19 protein-coding genes are annotated in these 18,999 nt (G+C 60.2%); 8 read left to right on the forward strand and 11 right to left on the reverse strand.

Annotation, left to right across the window (positions count from 1 at the left end):
- Window positions 1-91 precede the first annotated feature (91 nt).
- Together GGD57_RS24965 and GGD57_RS24970 are read left to right on the forward strand one after the other, a co-directional pair.
- Window positions 92-745 (forward strand): acyl-homoserine-lactone synthase, encoded by a 654-nt coding sequence (locus tag GGD57_RS24965; RefSeq protein ID WP_184472894.1) that lies wholly within the window; start codon window positions 92-94, stop codon window positions 743-745.
- A gap of 203 nt (window positions 746-948) precedes the next feature.
- Window positions 949-1,674 (forward strand): helix-turn-helix transcriptional regulator, encoded by a 726-nt coding sequence (locus GGD57_RS24970; RefSeq protein WP_184472895.1) that lies wholly within the window; start codon window positions 949-951, stop codon window positions 1,672-1,674.
- Window positions 1,675-1,680: 6 nt separating this feature from the next.
- Here GGD57_RS24970 and GGD57_RS24975 read toward each other — a convergent pair whose 3' ends face one another.
- Window positions 1,681-2,145, reverse strand: coding sequence for an Lrp/AsnC family transcriptional regulator (locus GGD57_RS24975; RefSeq protein WP_184472896.1), 465 nt, complete (start codon window positions 2,143-2,145; stop codon window positions 1,681-1,683).
- Window positions 2,146-2,272: 127 nt separating this feature from the next.
- On the opposite strand from GGD57_RS24975, the gene alr reads away from it, so the two are divergent.
- The 3 genes from alr (at window position 2,273) to GGD57_RS24990 (ending at window position 5,806) form a co-directional block, all read left to right on the forward strand.
- Complete coding sequence (gene alr, locus GGD57_RS24980) at window positions 2,273-3,406, forward strand: alanine racemase (protein ID WP_184472897.1); 1,134 nt, start codon at window positions 2,273-2,275, stop codon at window positions 3,404-3,406.
- A 27-nt stretch (window positions 3,407-3,433) separates the two neighbouring features.
- Window positions 3,434-4,708, forward strand: a complete 1,275-nt coding sequence (locus tag GGD57_RS24985) for a D-amino acid dehydrogenase (protein WP_184472898.1) — start codon at window positions 3,434-3,436, stop codon at window positions 4,706-4,708.
- 78 nt (window positions 4,709-4,786) lie between these two features.
- Window positions 4,787-5,806: a helix-turn-helix transcriptional regulator gene (locus tag GGD57_RS24990; protein WP_184472935.1), complete on the forward strand. Its 1,020-nt coding sequence runs from the start codon at window positions 4,787-4,789 to the stop codon at window positions 5,804-5,806.
- Between the two features lie 134 nt (window positions 5,807-5,940).
- Here GGD57_RS24990 and GGD57_RS24995 read toward each other — a convergent pair whose 3' ends face one another.
- The 3 genes from GGD57_RS24995 to GGD57_RS25005 form a co-directional block, all read right to left on the reverse strand.
- Window positions 5,941-7,623, reverse strand: a complete 1,683-nt coding sequence (locus tag GGD57_RS24995; protein ID WP_184472899.1) for a globin-coupled sensor protein — start codon at window positions 7,621-7,623, stop codon at window positions 5,941-5,943.
- Between the two features lie 315 nt (window positions 7,624-7,938).
- Window positions 7,939-8,589, reverse strand: coding sequence for a helix-turn-helix transcriptional regulator (locus GGD57_RS25000; protein WP_246713733.1), 651 nt, complete (start codon window positions 8,587-8,589; stop codon window positions 7,939-7,941).
- A gap of 229 nt (window positions 8,590-8,818) precedes the next feature.
- On the reverse strand, window positions 8,819-10,153 hold the full coding sequence (locus tag GGD57_RS25005; protein ID WP_184472901.1) for an aspartate aminotransferase family protein: 1,335 nt from the start codon (window positions 10,151-10,153) through the stop codon (window positions 8,819-8,821).
- A gap of 141 nt (window positions 10,154-10,294) precedes the next feature.
- On the opposite strand from GGD57_RS25005, the gene GGD57_RS25010 reads away from it, so the two are divergent.
- On the forward strand, window positions 10,295-10,843 hold the full coding sequence (locus tag GGD57_RS25010; RefSeq protein ID WP_184472902.1) for a cupin domain-containing protein: 549 nt from the start codon (window positions 10,295-10,297) through the stop codon (window positions 10,841-10,843).
- Here the strand turns inward: GGD57_RS25010 and GGD57_RS25015 are convergent.
- Window positions 10,840-11,625 (reverse strand): pyrroline-5-carboxylate reductase, encoded by a 786-nt coding sequence (locus GGD57_RS25015; RefSeq protein WP_184472903.1) that lies wholly within the window; start codon window positions 11,623-11,625, stop codon window positions 10,840-10,842. The genes GGD57_RS25010 and GGD57_RS25015 overlap by 4 nt on opposite strands.
- Before the next feature lie 222 nt (window positions 11,626-11,847).
- Here GGD57_RS25015 and GGD57_RS25020 point away from each other — a divergent pair, with 222 nt between their 5' ends.
- Complete coding sequence (locus tag GGD57_RS25020) at window positions 11,848-12,525, forward strand: GntR family transcriptional regulator (RefSeq protein WP_184472904.1); 678 nt, start codon at window positions 11,848-11,850, stop codon at window positions 12,523-12,525.
- A gap of 27 nt (window positions 12,526-12,552) precedes the next feature.
- On the opposite strand, the gene GGD57_RS25025 is transcribed toward GGD57_RS25020, so the two are convergent.
- The gene (locus GGD57_RS25025; RefSeq protein ID WP_184472905.1) at window positions 12,553-13,560 is read right to left on the reverse strand and encodes an Ldh family oxidoreductase; all 1,008 of its coding nucleotides are present in this window, start codon (window positions 13,558-13,560) and stop codon (window positions 12,553-12,555) included.
- Window positions 13,561-13,824: 264 nt separating this feature from the next.
- Between GGD57_RS25025 and GGD57_RS25030 the strand changes: the two genes are divergently transcribed.
- Window positions 13,825-14,877: a proline racemase family protein gene (locus GGD57_RS25030; protein WP_184472906.1), complete on the forward strand. Its 1,053-nt coding sequence runs from the start codon at window positions 13,825-13,827 to the stop codon at window positions 14,875-14,877.
- A gap of 275 nt (window positions 14,878-15,152) precedes the next feature.
- Here the strand turns inward: GGD57_RS25030 and GGD57_RS25035 are convergent, their stop codons facing one another.
- From GGD57_RS25035 to GGD57_RS25055, 5 genes are all read right to left on the reverse strand, one after another.
- Window positions 15,153-15,674 (reverse strand): hypothetical protein, encoded by a 522-nt coding sequence (locus tag GGD57_RS25035; RefSeq protein ID WP_184472907.1) that lies wholly within the window; start codon window positions 15,672-15,674, stop codon window positions 15,153-15,155.
- Window positions 15,675-15,805: 131 nt separating this feature from the next.
- On the reverse strand, window positions 15,806-16,390 hold the full coding sequence (locus GGD57_RS25040; RefSeq protein ID WP_184472908.1) for a TadE/TadG family type IV pilus assembly protein: 585 nt from the start codon (window positions 16,388-16,390) through the stop codon (window positions 15,806-15,808).
- Window position 16,391: 1 nt separating this feature from the next.
- Window positions 16,392-16,922 carry a TadE/TadG family type IV pilus assembly protein gene (locus GGD57_RS25045; protein WP_184472909.1) on the reverse strand — a complete coding sequence of 177 codons (531 nt, stop codon included), beginning with the start codon at window positions 16,920-16,922 and terminating at the stop codon, window positions 16,392-16,394.
- Entirely contained in the window at window positions 16,919-18,283 is a 1,365-nt protein-coding gene (locus tag GGD57_RS25050) for a TadE/TadG family type IV pilus assembly protein (protein WP_184472910.1), read from the reverse strand. Before GGD57_RS25050 ends, GGD57_RS25045 begins: the two co-directional genes overlap by 4 nt.
- Window positions 18,284-18,591: 308 nt before the next feature.
- Window positions 18,592-18,972 (reverse strand): carboxymuconolactone decarboxylase family protein, encoded by a 381-nt coding sequence (locus GGD57_RS25055; protein ID WP_184472911.1) that lies wholly within the window; start codon window positions 18,970-18,972, stop codon window positions 18,592-18,594.
- Between the last annotated feature and the right edge of the window lie 27 nt (window positions 18,973-18,999).

Consider the following 18,999-nt stretch of genomic DNA (forward strand, 5'->3'; position numbering starts at 1 on the left):
GCAAAGCGAAGCGCCGGTCAATCTGGTGAAATATCCATATTGTCGCGGGTCGGCCTCCCGTTGTGAAACTTCGACGATGAGGAGGACGGAGATGTTGCGGATACTCACCAAAGATATGTTCGAGACCGATCGGCGTGCTTTCGACGAAATGTTTCGGGCTCGCGCCGCCGTTTTTCACGATCGGCTGGGATGGCAGGTCGATGTCAGGGATGAGTGGGAAAGGGATCGATATGACGAAACGGAAGATCCCGTCTATCTGGTGACGCAATGGCCTTCCGGCGCGCTGACGGGTTCGCTGCGCCTGCTGCCGACCACCGGGGCGACGATGCTCAAGAGCGAGTTCTGCCAGTTCTTCGACGAGCCTATCGATATCGACAGCCCGACGACTTGGGAATGCACCCGCTTCTGCGTTCATCCGCTGGCCGGACAGGCGGACTACAATTCGTCGCGCGCGGTCGCGACCGAACTGCTCTCTGGGCTTTGCGAACTTGCACTCGATACCGGTATCGAGAGTATCGTCGGCGTTTACGATGCGGCGATGACCGGCGTCTATCGCAGGATCGGCTGGAGACCGACCCCGCTTGCCAGATCCCGCCCTGAAATCGGCAATCTCTATGTCGGCCTGTGGGACGTGACGACGGACAATTGCCACACGCTTCGCGCCAATCTCTCCCGGCTTACCGAGCAGGCCTCCTGCACTCCTTCCGGAGCCGCTGTCGATGAGAGACATGGCGGAATCGGATGAACGGACGGCGCCATACGCGGTCGTTGTCGCGGCAGCGATCCGCCGTTCCAGGGAGACGGAGAGAACCGTCGCCCAGAGTGGGATATGCGGCACCGGGCCTTAACGCATTTTTCACGTCATGCGGGGGTATGGACTATTATCAGCAATCGCTAAATGATACCGATGCGAGCAGCAAAAGAAAAACGCAACCTCGAGTTCATCTCATGCTGAGCAGTTCTCGTTTTTTCTATAGTCTGGACCGGATTTCCGCATCGCCGACATTGCAGGATCTGGAAGCAACACTCGATGAAGTCCGCCACATCTATGCGATCTCGCATATGGTTCTCCATGTGACCCGTTCTTCCGGGGCCTCCGCCGACAATCCATTGCTGATGCTGACCTATCCGCCCGAGTGGGTGAAGCAATATCGCGAGCGGGATTATTTCAGCATCGATCCCATCGTGCGCCTCGGCCGGCGCGGTTTCCTGCCGGTAGAATGGTTCGCGTCGAAATGGGATTCAGGCAAGGCGCAGATCTTCTTCAAGGAGGCGATGGCCTTCGGCGTCGGCCGGCAAGGCATCACCCTGCCGGTGCGGGGACCGCAAGGCGAGCGATCGCTGTTTACCGTCACATCAAACCATCCCGATGCCTATTGGCGGCAGTTCCGGATGGACAGCATCCGCGATCTCCAGTTTCTCGCCCACCATCTCCATGACAGGGCAATGGTGCTTTCGGGCATGAGAAAGAGTGCGGATTTCCCGCAATTGTCGCGCCGCGAACTGCAATGCCTCGGTATGACGGCGAACGGCCTTCTGGCAAAACAGATCGGCGCCCGCCTGTCCATTTCGGTCAGCGCCGTGCAGCTCTACCTCGCTTCGGCGCGCCGGAAGCTGACCGTCGCCACGACGAGCGAAGCGGTCGCCAGGGCCACCGCTCTTGAGTTGATATAAGCTTGTTCACCGCCTGCCTTTCGTCCGTGTCGCGAGAACGTTGCGGATCGAGAAGCTGGAGTGAATCCTCAGCACGCCCGGCAGGGCCGACAAGATCTCCTTGTGGATCCGCTCGAATTCGCCGGCATTGGCGACCTCCACGCGCAGCAGGTAATCGGAGCCGCCCGTCATCAGAAAACATTCGCGGATCTCGGGATGCCGGCGGACCGCCGCTTCGAAGCGGTCGAGATAATCCTCCGTCTGCCGTTCCAGGGTGATGTTGATGATCACGGCGATCATCGCATCCGCATTGCTCGTATCGAGAAGGGCCGTATAGCCGCGGATCACCCCCGTCTTTTCCATGATCTTGATGCGCCTGAGGCAGGCCGAGGGTGAGAGCCCGACCTCGGCCGCCAGCTTGGCATTGCTCATGCGGGCGTCGAGGCGCAGGAGCCTCAGGATATTGCGGTCTGTCGCGTCGAGAGCGGTCATGATCGATTATTCCAGATTTTCACCGATCATGCGCATAATATGCAAATTCTGCAATAATCAACGACAAAATTGCAGGCAATTTCGCCCATTATTTCATAGACTCCCATAACAATAAGAGGGGGTGGATATGGACGGTGATCTTCTGGTTTCCCACGCACACACTGCCACGATCATGCAGGGAGCCACGGGCTACCTCAAGATCGACCTTGCCGCTCTCGGCCGCAATTATCGCAAGCTCCTGTCGATGCTGGCGCCGGTGCGCGCGGGCGCCGTCGTCAAGGCCGATGCCTATGGCCTCGGCGCCGAGCGGGTCGCCAAAACCCTATATGGTCAAGGCTGCAGGCATTTCTTCGTCGCCCAGTTCGTCGAGGCCGTCCGGCTCCGGCCGGCGCTTGCGCAGGACGCCCAGATTTTCGTGCTGAACGGCTTGCAGCCGGGCAACGAAATCGCCTGCGCCGAGATGGGCGTCGTCCCGGTCCTGAATTCGCTGCCCCAGTGGCGGCAATGGTCGGCGGCGGCGCGCGCGCTGAAGCGCTGCCTGCCGGCCGTCCTGCAATTCGATACGGGCATGTCGCGGCTCGGCTTTTCCCCGGAGGAAAGGGCCGAACTCGCGGCCGCGCTTCGCGACGGCGGCAATGTCGAGATCCTGTTCATCATGAGCCATCTGGCCTCGGCCGATGAGGTCGGTGGCGAGCAGAACGGCGAGCAACTGGCGGAGATGGCCGGCATCGCCGAGGAGTTTCCGGGCTTCGATATTTCCTTTGCCAATTCCGGCGGCGTTTTTCTCGGTGGGGCCTATCACGGTGTCCTCGCCCGGCCCGGCATCGCGCTTTACGGCGGCGCGCCCAATGCCGGCGAGAAGAACCCGATGGAGCCGATCGTCAGCCTCGACGTCGCCGTCGTGCAGACGCGCGCCGTGCCCTCGGGCACGAAGGTCGGTTACGGCGGCGTGCATGTCACACAAGGGGAAATGCGTCTCGCCACCATCGCCGCCGGCTATGCCGACGGCCTGCCGCGAAGCCTCGGCGACCGCGGCGCCGTCTTTTACCAGGGCATCCGCCTGCCGATCGTCGGGCGCGTGTCGATGGACAGCGTCACCATCGACATATCGGCCCTGCCGGAAGGCACGCTGACGCTCGGCAGCCTTGTCGAAGTGCTCGGTCCACATCAGACGCTCGAGGACATCGCCCACGATGCCGACACCATATCTTACGAAATCCTAACCGGTCTCGGCGATCGTTATCACAGACAATATCGCTGAGTCCGCGGCTCCATCATTGGGAAGATCATGAAAGTCATCGTTCTGGGCGCCGGCATCCTCGGCGTCACCTCCGCTTATCAACTCGCTAAAGCAGGCCATGAGGTGACGGTCGTGGACCGTCAGCCCGGCCCGGCGCTGGAAACGAGCTTTGCCAATGCCGGCGAAGTCTCCTTCGGCTATTGCTCGCCCTGGGCGGCCCCCGGCATTCCGGCGAAGGCCATGAAGTGGCTGTTCATGAAGCATGCGCCGCTCATCCTGCGCCCGAAATTCGATGTGGCCATGCTCTCCTGGATGGTGAGGATGCTGTCGAACTGCACCTCCGAGCGCTACGCGATCAACAAGAGCCGCATGCTGCGCCTTGCCGATTACAGCCGCATCGCGCTCGCCGAGCTTCGCGCCGAAACCGGCATCGCCTATGACGAGCGCATGCAGGGAACCCTGCAACTGTTCCGCACGCAGCAGCAGCTCGATGCCTCGGCCAAGGACGTCAAGGCGCTCGCCGCCGACGGCATTCCTTATGAAGTGCTGGATCGGGACGGCTGCATTCGCGTCGAACCGGCGCTGAAGCACGTGCGCGAGAAAATCGTCGGTGGTCTGCTGACACCGAAGGACGAAACAGGCGACTGTTTCAAGTTCACCAATGCGCTGGCCGCCAAGGCCGAAGCGCTCGGTGTCCGCTTCGCCTACGGCACGACGATCGAGGCGCTCGACGTCGAGGCCGGCCGCGTGTGCGGGGTCGTCACCGCTCGCGCTGGCAATCATGATCGTGGGCGCGAGCGCATGAGCGCGGATGCGGTGGTGGTCGCGCTCGGCAGCTATTCGCCACTGCTGCTGAAGCCCCTCGGCATCCGTCTGCCGGTCTATCCGGTCAAGGGCTACTCGCTCACCATCCCGATCACCGACGCCTCGCGCGCGCCGGAATCGACCGTCATGGACGAGACCTTCAAGATTGCGATCACCCGGCTCGGCGATCGAATCCGTGTCGGCGGCATGGCTGAAATCTCAGGCTATACCAACGATCTCGGCCTGGCGCGGCGCAGCACGCTGGAGCATTCCGTCACCGATCTCTTCCCCGGTGGCGATGTTTCCAAGGCCTCCTTCTGGTCGGGCCTGCGCCCGATGACGCCGGACGGTACGCCGGTCATCGGCCCGACGAAGATCAAGGGCCTCTTCCTCAACACCGGTCACGGCACGCTCGGCTGGACCATGAGCACCGGTTCGGCACGGCTGATCGGCGATCTCGTCAGCGGCCGCTCGCCTGAAATCGACGCCAAGGACCTTGCCGTAAGCCGCTACGGCTGAGTGCGCCCAGAGCAAAAAGGAATTGTATTACTATTTAAATCGGCTATCCCTAGCGTAGATCGTCTTGCGAGGGCATGCATGTCCGTTCATTCCGATAGGCATATCGTAGGCAGTTCCATCCGGCAGCCGGCTCTGCAGAGCATGGCGTTTCGGGAAACCGCGTGGAGCGGCACGGACCTGGACGAGCTCTCGGAGGCATTGTCGACGCCGAAAGCCGCGATCAAGATGACGGCGGAACGCAATACATCAATTGCATATCACTGCAATTTCATCTCGGTGGGAGATGTCAGCGTTGGCGATTGCTCCTATGAAGGCACGATCGTCGGCAAGCGGGACGGGGTCATCGACAGGATGACCATATTCCTGCCGACGCAGGGCAATATGTCGTTCGGCGGAAAACGGGAGCCAATCTATTCGGTGCCCGGTCGGGGTGTGATCCTGGAGCCGGGCAATGCCAGGGACACCAGCATCTTCGGCCCCCGCCGTCACCTCTGCATGTTCATCGATCAAGCGATGATAGCCAGGCGCCTCACCCATATGTTCGAGCGGACGATCAGCGGTGGCATCGATATCCATCCCGATATCGATCTTACATCAGGTCCGGGGCTTGTCTTGCAGCAACTCGTCTCGAACCTCCACAGCGGCCTTAGCGGCGACGGCCTGCTGCAGCGCTCACCGCTCGCCGTCAGCTCGTTCTGCGAGGCGGTCGTCTACCTGCTTCTGGAGACGTGTTCCCATCGCTATTCGGAGGAGTTGGCGCGCCCTGCTCCGGCTCCGGCTCCGCGCCATGTGAAACGGGCGATCGACTACATGCGGGAACATATTGCCGAGCCGCTTTCTCTTGACGACATCGCCGTCGTAGCGGAGGTCAGCGTTCGCACGCTGCAGCAGGGCTTCCGGCAGTTCAGGAATACCACCCCGATGTCATACCTGCATGAACTCCGAATGCAGGCTTTGCGTCAGGATCTGCTGGAATGCGACGGGAAGCAAAGCATTGCCGAGATTGCGCTCAGATGGGGATTCGTCCACCTCGGGCGGCTTGCGGCCGAATACAGGAAACGTTTCGGTGAGCTGCCTTCACAGACGTTGAAGCGCTGAACTCCCAGGGCATTCGGCTGCTCTCCGACATCCGAGATTGAGCAGCGGCCTCGGTTGCATAACCAGCCGCTTCTCTCGCGGCTGGCCGTGGTCACAAAGCGGAATTCCCGGGAGCCGCTAGGCGCGGCGGCTCGTCAGAATTCCTCCCACTCGCTTGCTGCGATAGCGGCATTGCCCTGGCTTGGGTAGGCAGCGCCCAGCTTTGCCCGCAATTCGCGCGCCGGAGACGGAACTGCCGCGTTTCCGCCTGTCCGCCCGGCGACATGTGGCCGGGATGCACGGGCTTTGCCGATGTTGAACGCGCTCAGCATCTGAGCGATGCGGCCGACTTCCTGAACCAGGGAATGGCTGGCGGCGGTGGATTCTTCGACCATGGCGGCATTTTGCTGGGTAGCCTGGTCCATGGCATTGACGGCCGTGTTGACCTCCTGAAGCGCCGTCGCCTGCTCGCTCGATGCCCTGACGATGGCGCCGATGTGACGGTCGATTTCCTGGACCTCGTCGACGATCACCGTCAGTGTTTCGCCGGTCTGCCCAACCAGGGACACGCCTGCCTTCACCTGTTCGCCGGAATTGTTGATCAGCCCCTTGATCTCTTTTGCTGCCTTCGCGGACCGTTGCGCCAGTTCGCGAACCTCCTGGGCGACGACGGCAAAGCCCTTGCCGGCCTCTCCCGCCCGAGCCGCTTCGACGCCGGCATTCAGTGCGAGAAGGTTGGTCTGGAAGGCGATTTCATCGATGACGCCGATGATGTTGGAGATTTCACGTGACGAGCTGTCGATCGCTCCCATTGCGGCGACGGCCTGCTGGACGATCTGGCCCGATTTCTCGGCGCCGATGCGGGCCTTTGCCACCAGTTGGCCCGCCTCTTCCGCGCGCCGGCTGGAGTCTTTGACGGTGGTCGTGATCTCCTCGAGCGCGGCGGCCGTTTCCTCGATGGAGGCGGCCTGCTGCTCGGTTCGCTTGGAAAGATCGTCTGCGGCAGAGCGGATCTCTTGCGACCCGGCATTGATCTGCGAAGCAGCCCCGTTGATCTGTTCTATGGTCGTCGCCAGCTGTTCCAGTGCATTGTTGAAGTCGTCGCGCAAGGCGTGGTAGGCGGCAGGCAGGTCGTCGTCGATCCGGTAGCTGATATCCTTGGCGGCAATCGCTGCCATGGCCTTGCCGAACGTGCCGCAGACGAGCTGCCGTTCCGCCTCGATCGCATCGGCCTGGGCCTTCTGCTTGGCGATCTCGGCCTCGTCGATATAGACCGAGATGGCGAGATCCATATCCAGCATCACGGCCTTGACGAGGCTTGCCAGCGCGTTGCCGAACTCGGCCGGCTTCATCGTTTTTTTCGAAAATACCCCACCCTTCGGGGCCATTTCCTCGACGGCGCTGTTGATCAGGTGGTCGACAATGATCGCGTAGCCGCCGATATACCATTGTGGCTCCAGGCCGATGCGAGCGTGGACGGTTCCGATCGTCCTGACTTTGCCGACATATTCCTCATTGAAGTTGCCGTCGGCGATATTGGCCCAATGGCCCATCTGGGCACCTTTGGCGCGGGCGATATTCTCGTCCGTGGAAAAGAAGCGGCTGACTTCCGGGCTCTTGCGAAGCTGCGCATAGAACTTGTCGAGGCCATGCGGCAGTTCGCGTTCGATCAGCGTCTTTAAGGATCGGATGCCGGCACGGCCACGATGGTCGAGCTGCATGAAGTCGAGGCGGCGTTCGACATTCTGGCTTTTGCTCTTGGCGTGGTGCGGTCCGGCGCCGCTGTTGTGACCATGGGCCGAATTGCTGCTGGCATGCATATGAAATTGACTCGACATTCCCGACCTCGAAGACTGGACTGAAACCGTAATTGGGCACACGTGCCTCAATCACATCGAAACCCGCCGTCATGTCGGAGCATGGCGTCCACCCGCCTGATCGATGACCCCAAAATTGGGGTATTTGGTTTATTTCCAGTTAACCAAACCCGACGCGAAAATTGGATTTCGTCAATTTTTTCGGTATCCGGATACGTTATTCGATTTCTGGATGAAAGAATTTGAGTAGAGCCCGTTCTCATATGCCTCTGAACGGCGACAGCTCCCGGGTAGGGAGCTGCGCTTGGAGGATATTCGGTTCGGGAGTTTCGATGTTCAGCTGATGAGCTGCCGACGGATTGCTTCGGCAATCGCATGGGCGCGATTGGCTGCCCCGAGCTTCTTCGTCGCGCTCTTGAGATAGCTGTTGATGGTTTCCGTTTGATAGTCCGACGCATCGGAAATTTCTTCGCTCGTCAGTCCTTTGCCTGCCAGCTCGAGGCAGCGAAGTTCGCCGCTGGTCAAGCGAAGGACGCCGGCCGCAAAACGATCCATCAGTGGTTTGGTGATCGCCCGATGCAGCGGCTCGGAAAAGAAGACAAGCAACTCCTGTTCGCTTGCGGTGAACGGCCTTTCCCGCGTGAAGCAGACCCCGCCGTAGACGACACCGTTCCTTGAAAGCGGAATCTGTATCCGCCGCCCGATCTCATAGGATCTCAGCAAATATTGGAGGCGTTGGGACGGGGGCAGAATGTCGAAGGCTTCTTCCTCCGTCAGTGGCGTCGTTCGGTTGAGCGACTGAACGACGAGCGGATCGGACAGGCCGAGTTTTTCTCCAAAGTAGGTATCGATGTAGGCGGGAGGCATATCGGTATCGATGGAGCGGCCCCTCCCGATCTGATATCCTTCCAGATCCAGCCCGCCGACGGCGATGTAGCGGAAATCGACGGCCTTCCTCAATTGTTCCAGCAGGTCGCTGTTGCGCAAGTGTCGATGGGCGGGAACTTCGCGAAGATCGCTGAAATGGCAAAGGCTTTCAATTGAGGCGCACCCCATCCTGTCCCCCGATTCGCTGGTTAACGATTAACCCGACTTTGGAGCTCGAGAGTTAATAATATGTTTACTTGTCGTCTTGGCACTTGCAGGGGCGCTATTCTCCTTCCCCGGGCGGGATTCAGCCGCCCGAGGACGTCGTGTCGATAATTCCGTCGACGGCTTACGCTGCACGCTTCAGCGCATCGCCGAGTGTCGAGACGAGCGTGTCGATCTCGCCTTTTTCGATGATGAGCGGCGGAGACAGCGCGATGATATCGCCGGTCACGCGGATCAGCAGGCCCTTGTTGAAGCAATCGACGAAGACGTCGTAGGCCCGTGTTCCCGGTGCACCGGCGCGGGGCGACAGTTCGACTGCACCGACCAGGCCGAGATTGCGGATGTCGACGATATTCGGCAGGCCTTTCAGCGAATGAAGGCCTTCCTGCCAGTGGTCGGCCAGATCGGCTGCGCGGGTCAGCAGGCCTTCTTCCTCATAGATTTCGAGAGTGGCAAGGCCGGCGGCGCAGGCGACAGGATGGCCGGAATAGGTATAGCCGTGGAAGAGCTCGATGGCGTTGTCAGGCCCGACCATCAGGCCGTCGTAGACCTTGCGGCTGGCAAAGACCGCGCCCATGGGGATCGCACCGTTGGTGAGCCCCTTCGCCGTGGTGACGAGATCGGGCACGACACCGAAATAGTCCACTGCGAAAGGCGTGCCGAGACGGCCGAAGCCGGTGATGACCTCGTCGAATATCAGCAGGATCCCGTATTTGTCTGCGGTGGCGCGCAGCTTCTCCAGATAGCCCTTCGGCGGCAGGACCACGCCGGCCGATCCCGACATCGGCTCGACGATGACGGCTGCGATGGTTTCGGCGCCGTGCAACTGCACCAGACGCTCGAGATCATCGGCCAGTTCCAGGCCGTGGGCGGGAAGCCCCTTGGAAAACGCATTGCGCTCGACGTCGAGCGTATGGCGCATGTGGTCAGCCGGAATCTGCGGGAAGACGCGGCGGTTGTTGACGAGGCCGCCGACGGAAATACCGCCGAAGCCGACGCCATGATATCCCTTTTCGCGCCCGATAATCCGGGTGCGCGTGCCCTGGCCGATCGCGCGCTGGTAAGCGATGGCAATCTTCAGCGCCGTATCGACCGATTCCGAACCCGATCCGGTGAAGAAGACCCTGTCGAGCTTGGCGTCAGTGCCGCCCGGCGCGTTCGCCGCCAGTTTCGCAGCAAAGTCGAAGGCGATCGGATGGCCCATCTGGAAGGTGGGGGCATAATCGAGCGTCGCAAGCTGCCGCTCGACGGCCTGGGAAATCTTCTTGCGGCCGTGGCCGGCATTGCAGCACCAGAGCCCGGCCGTGCCGTCAAGAACCTGATTTCCATCGACGTCGGTATAATACATGCCGTCCGCCGCTGCCAGAAGCCGTGGCGTCGCCTTGAACTGCCGGTTCGCAGTGAACGGCATCCAGAAATTATCGAGTACGGGCGCGTTCGTCTTGCCGATCTGGTTCATGCTGGCCTCCTGTGGTTGGCGCGAGAATGACAATTTCCCTTCGTCAAACAAGTCCTTTTCTTTGCTGGTGCAAGTAATTGAAATTAAATAAATGGGAAGATAGTCTTTTCGATATTCTGAACAACACAAACGGACCGCATCATGTCAGTCGATATCGGTAGCCGCCTTCGCCATCTCCGGATCGCCCATAAGCTTTCCCAGCGAGAACTCGCCAAGCGTACGGGCGTACCCAATTCAACGATTTCGCTGATCGAATCGAACGCCTCCAACCCCTCGGTCGGGGCCTTGAAGCGAATTCTGGACGGGATCCCCATCGGGCTGGCGGAATTCTTCGCCTTTGAGCCCGAGCGTCCAAGGAAGGCTTTTTATGCGGCCGAAGAACTGGTGGAGATCGGCAAGGGCGCCATCTCCTACAAGCAGGTTGGGGAGAATTTGTTCGGGCGCAGCCTGCAGATACTCAAGGAATGTTACCAGCCCGGTGCCGACACCGGAAAGATTCCGCTTGTTCACGAAGGTGAGGAGGGCGGGATCGTCCTCTCGGGAAGGCTCGAGGTGACCGTTGATGACGAGCGGCGCATCCTTGGGCCGGGTGATGCTTACTATTTCGAAAGCCGGCGCCCGCACCGCTTCCGCTGCGTCGGGCCGGTGCCCTGCGAAGTCATCAGCGCCTGCACGCCGCCGACTTTTTAGTCCTTGCCCTCGATGCGGGCGAGGACGCCGTCGAGGGCAGCGGTCAGCGCGGTGATGCCGCCGTTCTTGTCGAAGTCCGAAAGAACCTGCTCGTTCAGTCCGCCCTTGGTCGCGAATTCTCGACTCAATGCGCTGAACGGCTCGGCGGCGCCGGCGCTGTTCGCCTTCTGCCCAAGGCTTGCGAAAAGCGGGGCGATATAGGCCTGTCCCTTCGCCCTTTCGAGCCCGCTTTTTTCCAGCCAGCCGACAACCGATTCCATGATGCCGAAATAGGTGGACATGACGGCACTTGCGGCTGCGAGAAGATCATATTCCTTCCTGGACTGGCATTGCACGGCCGTTCCGAGTGTGTCGAACAGCGCCGCGACAGCCGTATCCGGCGGATAGACCGCAGTCACGCCCTGCCGGTCTGCGACGAAGGGCAGCGGGATGGCCTGAACGAGATTGACATCGGCACCGATCCACTCCAGCAGAGCCTGTCGCTCGGTCGCTGCAACGAGGCTGACGACCATCTGGCCGTTCCGGAAAGAAAGCTGTCGCACCACCTCCTCTGCGATCTGTGGCCGTATCGCCAGAAACACCATGTCGCTGCGTTCGACGACATCCTGGTTGTCGCGGGCAATCCTCACGGAGCCGAACTCGGTTGCCAATGTCTCGGCGATGTGGGCGCTTCGCGGGGAAAGGTGAATCTCGCTGATATAGGCCGGTTCTGCCAGAAGCCCGCGAACCATCGCTTCTGTGATGGCGCCGGTGCCGACGAATCCGATGCTGTTGGTGCTCATGTGATTACTCCGCAGCCCGCAGCGGCCCCAGCGCGCAGACGGGACCCATTGGGCCAGAAAAGCAGCCTGTCGGCAATGTAATTTCCTTGTCGACACGCTGTTGACAGTTCCTGTTGTTCCACTCGAGGCCGGCAGTGAAACAAGAGCCGATCGATCTTGAGGAATGAGATCGTCTACGATATCCCAAGGATCTTCGTCCCGTGGACATAAGGAGCTTGGGAAATGCCATTCAACACCGCACAGGTGACCGATCTCGGGAAGGCGCCCACGGCCTCTGATGTGATCCTGAAATACATCCGCGATTCGATCGCGGATGGTTCGCTTGATGAAGGCGAGCCGATCCGCCAGGACGATGTCGCCCGGCTGTTCAACGTCAGCAAGATTCCGGTGCGGGAGGCGCTCAAACGGCTTGAGGCCGAAGGTCTGGTGGAATTCCACCGCAACAAGGGCGCAATCGTCACGAGCGTCTCGGAGCCCGAGATCGCGCAGATCTTCGAGGTGCGCGCGATCCTGGAAACGAACGCCATCAAGCTCTCGATCCCTCACATGACGGAAGAGACCTTTGAAAAGGCGCTTGCCTATTGCGACGCCTTTGCACGGGAAACGGATGTCGCCCGGTGGTCGGAATTGAATTGGCAATTCCATAGCTGCCTTTACGAGGATGCGCAGCGGCCATTTCTTGTCAGTACCATCCGTTCGGTGAACGACCGGCTGGAGCGATATCTCCGGGTGCAGTTGACCCTATCGCATGGCCAGCAGACCGCCGATCGCGAACATCGGCAGCTTGTCGAAGCGTGCCGCGAGCGGGATGAGGAAAAGGCGGCAGCTCTGCTCTATGCGCACATCATGAGCGCCTGCCAATCACTTCTCCAACATCTTCCGGCAAAAAAGTCTCGCTGAGCGTCATTGCGCCGATGGCGGCAACCGTCAGGCGCCCGCGATCTTGACGACAGCTTCGAATACGGCGCGCGGCACTTTCAGCCCTTCCGTCGCCGGCCTTGGATAGTCGATGCCGCTGACGCTGACGCCGGGCACGAAGACACCGAGGCTCTGAAGGCGGTCGGCCTGGCGGCGGGCGCGTTCGACAAGACCATCGCCGGTGCGCCCCGGCATCATCGCGATGATGGTCAACCCCACGGCGGGGCTGGCGCTTCCCTCTCGGAAAGACGGCGTGTCCAACGACCAGGGTCCTCCGGACAGGCCGGCCGACAGCATTTCCACCATAAGCGCCACATTGGCGCCCTTGCGCCCGCCGAAGGGGAGCAGCGCGCCGCCGAGTGCTCTTGCCGCATCCTGGGTATCCTTGCCGGTTTCGTCGACGGCCCATCCCTGCAGGATGGCGCGCCCCTCGGCCGCGGCAGCGACGATATTGACATAGGCTGTCGCGCTGGAGGCCTGGTCGATGATGAGAGGCAGCGCCCCTTCACCAAGCGGAAAGCCGAAGGCCATCGGGTTCGTGCTGTAGACGGCCGGACCGCCCGCTTTCGCGACCACCATGGCATTGGCGTTGGTAGCTGCGATGCCGACGATCCCTTCGCCGGCAAGCCTGCGAACATAATAGCCCAGTTCTCCCGTGGTATAGCTGTTCGTCTGCGTGAAGACCGCGAGCCCGAAATTGCGCGCCGCCGCCACGAGATCGTCGAACGCCAGATCGAAGCCAAGCTGCGCGATGCCCCGATCGGCATCGGCGGCGAAGAAAGCGGGATAGGGACGCGCGCGTGTCGGCGTCGGATCGCCGTTGATACGGCCCTCGCGGAAGCTGTCGAGATAATCCACCATATGCGGAAATCCGAGCACGGCGGGTCCATAGATCGCGGCGGACAAGGTGGCGTCCACCAGGGAGCGGGCAGTGGCTTCCCCGGCGCCTGCCGCAAGGCAGGCTCGCATTGCTAGCGCTTCGGCTTCCGCCAGATCGAGCACGACCTCATCTGACATCTTGATCTCCTCCGTTTCTTCCTGGCCGACCGACCGGTCCGGGCCGTTCTGTGGCTTCTTTAGCAAAACTGGGGACACGCCAACAGGAAAATGTACATATATGTCCATTTTCCCGCGGACCCCGATTGACGAGTCTTAATTTTCAGATATCGTATACGATATTACAAAGCAACCTGCTTGAAGCGTTTCGTGACAAAAAAACCGAAGGCGGTCGGGCATTGCTCCCATCAGAACGAGCTCACAACCGAATAGAGGAGAATGGACATGGGATTCAAAAGGACGATACACGCGGTCGATACACATGCCGGCACACCGATGCGCGTGATCACGGGCGGCGTGCCGCATATTCCCGGCAATTCCGTCTACGAAAAGATGAAATGGCTGGAGAGCAATGACGATCAACTGCGCAAGCTGATGCTGCGTGAGCCGCGGGGCTATCCAGCCCATTGCTGCAACATCATCGTGCCGCCCTGTCATCCGGAGGCCGATGCCGGTTATGTTATCATGGAGCAGGTCGAATATCCGATGATGTCCGGCGGCAATACCATCTCGGTGGTCACGGTCCTGCTTGAAATGGGCATGCTCCCGATGAAGGAGCCTGTTACCGAGCTGGTGCTCGAGGCGCCGGCCGGGCTCATTCGCATCAAGGCCGAATGCTTGAATGGCAAGGTCAAGAGCGTGACCTTCAAGAACGTGCCGGCATTTGCCGCCCATCTCGATGCCGTCATCGACGTGCCGCATCTTGGCAAGGTCACGGTCGATGTCGGCTGGGGCGGCATGTTCTATGTCATCGCCGACGTCAGACAGTTCAAGGGCCTTGAATTGATCCCGGCGCATGGGCGGGAGATCGCGCGTGTTTCCGCGATGATCAGGCAGGCGGCCATCGAACAGTTGCAGGTTACCCATCCGCATTATCCCGGCGTTGGCATTACGATCTCACAGCTGTCGGGACCGACGGACGATCCGAACGCCGACTGGAAAAATACGGTGACGATGGCCACCGGTGACCTTTCCTGGGATGATCCCGCGACCTGGACGGGAGCACTCGATCGCTGCCCCTGCGGCACCGGCACCTGCGCGAAGATGGCCGTTCTGCATGCGAAGGGCGAATTGCCGCTCAATCAGGATTTCCGGCATCAGGGGATACTGGGCAATATCTATACCGGCAGGCTGGTCGAAGAAGCCAGGATCGGCGACAAATCCGCCGTCGTTCCGACGCTGACTGGCACCAGCTGGATCTCCGGCCTGAATACCCTCGTTCTCGACAATGACGATCCCTTCACCGAAGGGTTCACTCCTGGGGATATCTGGGCCTGAGGAACGGCGCGGGGCGGCATCGGCTTTAGCGACGATCCTGCTTTCGTTTCGGATTCGACACAGCCGGAAGTGAACGGAAGATCGTCGCCATTGGATGCCGTCGCCGACGAAATCGCCGAGCGGGGGCTTGAGCCGGCGCTGAAAAAGCGCCGGGCAAGCCTCTCGTTCATTCCACTGACGAAGTGAATGGGTTCAAGTTCAATCTATACGGCATCGTCAGGCTCCCGGAGTGAGCCTGACGGCTCAGGAGAGGCTGTGGTGATATCGAAACCGCCTCAATCGGTCTGCTGTTCCAGTGTCTTGGCAAACTCTTCATAGTGGCGGGCAGATCCCGCATTCTTTTCGGCGGCATATCGGGCGCTGACCAGTCGCGCTGCTTCGGCCGCGATACGGAAGGCATTGATCCTATCCTGCGGCTCAGTCTCGGCTTGCGCGCCAATGTCGCCGTCGCTGAAACTGCCAGCCCGAAATCCCTCCGTCAGATCGACGACGCCAATCTCGGGAACGCCGTCCTTCATCCTGCCGAAGAAGGCTGCTCCAGCCTTGTCACCGTCCCGGCGGCGCAACATTCCTTCCCCTGACGCTTTTCCCCCGATACAGGCGCCGATCCAGAAGGTGGGGCCGCTGGTCAGGGAGGCCGGTGCTACAAATTTGCAGTGGCTGCCCGGATCCTGCGACCATTGAAGCGCGGCCGGCGCCGCACCGGCAGGGGCTGGCGAATATAGTACGGCCGCCACAGCGGTCGCCGCAACGACCGGCAAACGTCCCATGCCGCCGCAAACTTTTCCTACTGTCATTTCCATACCTCTCGTCACCGAAGTGCGTCCTTGGCACGGTCTATCGGAATCGCGATCCTTGGATCGGCTGAAGCAATGCACCATTGTCGGCCCGGCGACAATTGCCACGGGAACGCGACAGAGCCTACGGCTCAATTGTATTTGATCGTGTCGCTGACTCTCGGGCGATTGAAGAAATAGCGATCGAAGCTATAGCCGTTCTGTCCGGTAAAGTTTGAGAAAAACGCCGAGACCGGTGTCGTCAACGTGTATTGAACACGGGTCAGAACGACCTGCACGCCTTTCTCCTGGATTGTCGAGGGGATAGCGGTCGCGCTCGGCGTGCCGGAATTCAGCGCCGAGGTGTTGAGGGCGGCAGACCAGTTGACGGTCGCACTGCCGCTGGCGTTGACATCGTTGACCGCCACCGTGAGCGTCAGCTTGCTGGTGTCATAAGGCTGCAGGATGAAGCTGGCGCCGGAAAGAAGCTTGGCGACGTCGGTTTTCGTCCAGGAACTTTGCTGGGCTATCATGTCGCCTGTTGACGAGGCGATCTCGTCGATCTTTCGGCTGACCGTCAGCGCATGGCCGAGATCGACGGTGCCGAACAGCAGCATCAGCAGGATCGGCAGGACGAGCGCAAATTCGACACCCGAAGCAGCCGACCGGTCGCGCGCGATATGTCGGATGCGGGACCGCGCAAAGCGGAAAAGGGACCTGCTCGATTTCTTGATCATGTCAGAAGGGCTCGTTACGGAACAATGCTGCAGATCCAAGCAGGTAGCGGCCGTCGGAAAGCTTGGCGTTCGACAGGCTGAGGAAATTGGCGACGGCCGTCCACGGCAGGAACGCTTGAACCAGGATGTAGTCGCTGCCCTTGCCGATATCATAAGTCTCGGTGACGGCGAGTTTGCCACTGCTGTCGATGGGATTGGTGCGGGCCGCGGAGGACATGTCGGAAAGCACGTTCACCTTGACGACGAGACCGCTGGAGCAGTCGAAGGTCAGAAGCATGTCGTCGCATATCTTGGCCTTGAAACCGGCCAGCGTGATTTTGGAGGACGCCGCCTCGCCGGTGCGGATCATCCGGGAAATCTTGTGAACCGAAGCGTCCAGTGCGGAGTTGACGAAAAACATCAGCGACACTTCGATAATGCCGAAAAGAATGATGAAGAGAGGCAGGGCCAGGATCGCAAATTCGATCGCTGCAGCACCCTTGTGGTCGCCGACCAGGCGGCGCATCGGTGCGAAGATTTTTTTTCGCGTCATTGGGTCAACCGAACGGCAGAGAGATATTGGGTGAAAAGCGTCGACAGCCCCGCCGTGATCTCGGTCGACGAGGATGCCGACAGGAACAGGCTCTTGGACGATGCGCAGGCGGCAAGCGCATAGGGGATGTAATCCCGGCGCGTGATGCTGGTCGACACGCTGCTATCCATCGTTCCGCCCCAGGTGTTCTTCCAGTTGGCGCTCGCCATGGTCGAGCCGACGGTTGCGTTGTAGCCCCAGTCCGAGGTGATCGGCAGATATTCGGTATAAAGCACGGCCATCGTATTGGATTGATTTTTCAGATAGCCGCACCAATCGGGATTGAGCGGCGCGACTTTGTTCCAGTATGCCCCGGATACAGCCTTCCCACTCTTCCATACGACACTGTCGGTTACCCATTCGCGCTTTGACTGGACGCCATCTGTCAGCAGGAGAACCAGTTTGAGCGGCGAGCCCGAGGAAGTTCCATCCCCTCCGGCGCCGACTTTCTGCTTGAGCGTGGCGAGCGAGACGTCGAAATAGGTGGCGGCCGTCGAGGTCGCGCTGGTGAGGCCATAGCTTGCAGTGGCAAGGCGGGTGCGCGCCGTGTCCGTGCTCAGCGTCGGGGCGAGAACCTCCGTCAGCGTATCACCCAGGCTATATAATCCGACCTTGATCCGTTCGTGATTCTTGTCGGATGTGTCGATCAGGCTGAGCACGTCCTTGACGGCGTCGCCGGCGACATCGGCGCGCAGCTTAATCTTCTTCTCCGCGCTGTATTCGTAGTTGTTGGCGTATGTCTTATTGCCGATGGTGTGGGCATCGCCGGTGTGGCAGGCAAACTGACAACCGATGCCGGAATACATTGTCGACTGGCCAGCCGTCGTTGCCGCCAGGAGCATCGACGGCGATGTGTCGATGACGATATAGACATTGAGATAGGAGGTCGCCGGCCCCTTGACGGCACTTGCCACGCTGACCGGAACGGTGTCGATGTTGGCGATCTTCATGAAGGTCGTCGGAACGGTGCCGCTCGCCGTCGCCGTGATATTGTGGTTGGCAGTATCGATGTTGATTTCGCCAAGCGTGTAGCTGTTTTCCACCTGTGCGTGGAACCAGTCGGTGACCTTGAGCTTGAGAGCGTCGGTGTCTCCGGTATTGTTGATCTGCTTGACTGCGGCAATCAGCGCCGCATCGAGGTCGCTCTGCATCCTCTGGCGGACATTGTAGCTGCGAATATAGTCGAAGCTTGCGCCGACTGCAACGAGCATCGGCACCAGGCTGAGAGCGACGATGATCCCGACGTTGCCGGTTCTGTCCCTTCTAAGACCGCGAAGGGCTTCGAAGGCCCGGCCGAATGAATATGAAAAAACCGACTTCAATAAAACACCGCCGTACAGAACATAAAAGAGTAAGGGAAAGATGTGTTAAGGACGCTTAAGTCTTTGTTAATTCTTGCTAGTTCCGGCCAAAACGGGACGCGGTTACGCCGTTTGGTGCGCGTATTGGATATGTTTGCGAATTATGGATATTCGTAAGGCCGCGTCGCCGGCATGGCGCGCGTGCAGCAGCGATCTGCCGTTCTCTTTCGGAGCAGGAGCAAGCTTTCCAGAGGATAAACCCGCGGTTGAGCCGCGGATTATCATGCTGATGGAATAACGCAACCGATCTGCCGACGAAAGGATGGATATCAGGCCTTGTCCACTTCGGCAAAGACTTCGCGCGCCAGCCGGAAGGCTTCCACGCCGGCCGGGATGCCGGCATAGATGGCGAGCTGCATCAGCGTATCCTTGATTTCTTCGCGGCTGCAACCGTTCGTCAGAGCGCCCTTCATGTGCAGTTTGAACTCGTGGCTCCGGTTCAGGGCGCCGAGCATGACGAGGTTCAGAAGACTTTTGTCGCGGCGGGTGAGGGCTGATCGCCCCCAGCCGGCACCCCAGCAATATTCGGTGACGAGGTTCTGGAAGTCCCGATTGAAATCGTCGGCTGCACCAAGCGCCTTCTCCACATAGTCGGCGCCGAGAACTTCCTTGCGGATCGCCAGGCCGCGTTCGAACATTTCTTGCGACATTACAAGTCTCCTTCATTGTCGACGGGA

It is taken from the genome of Rhizobium esperanzae (assembly GCF_014197615.1).
GTDB classification, from domain to species: domain Bacteria; phylum Pseudomonadota; class Alphaproteobacteria; order Rhizobiales; family Rhizobiaceae; genus Rhizobium; species Rhizobium esperanzae_A.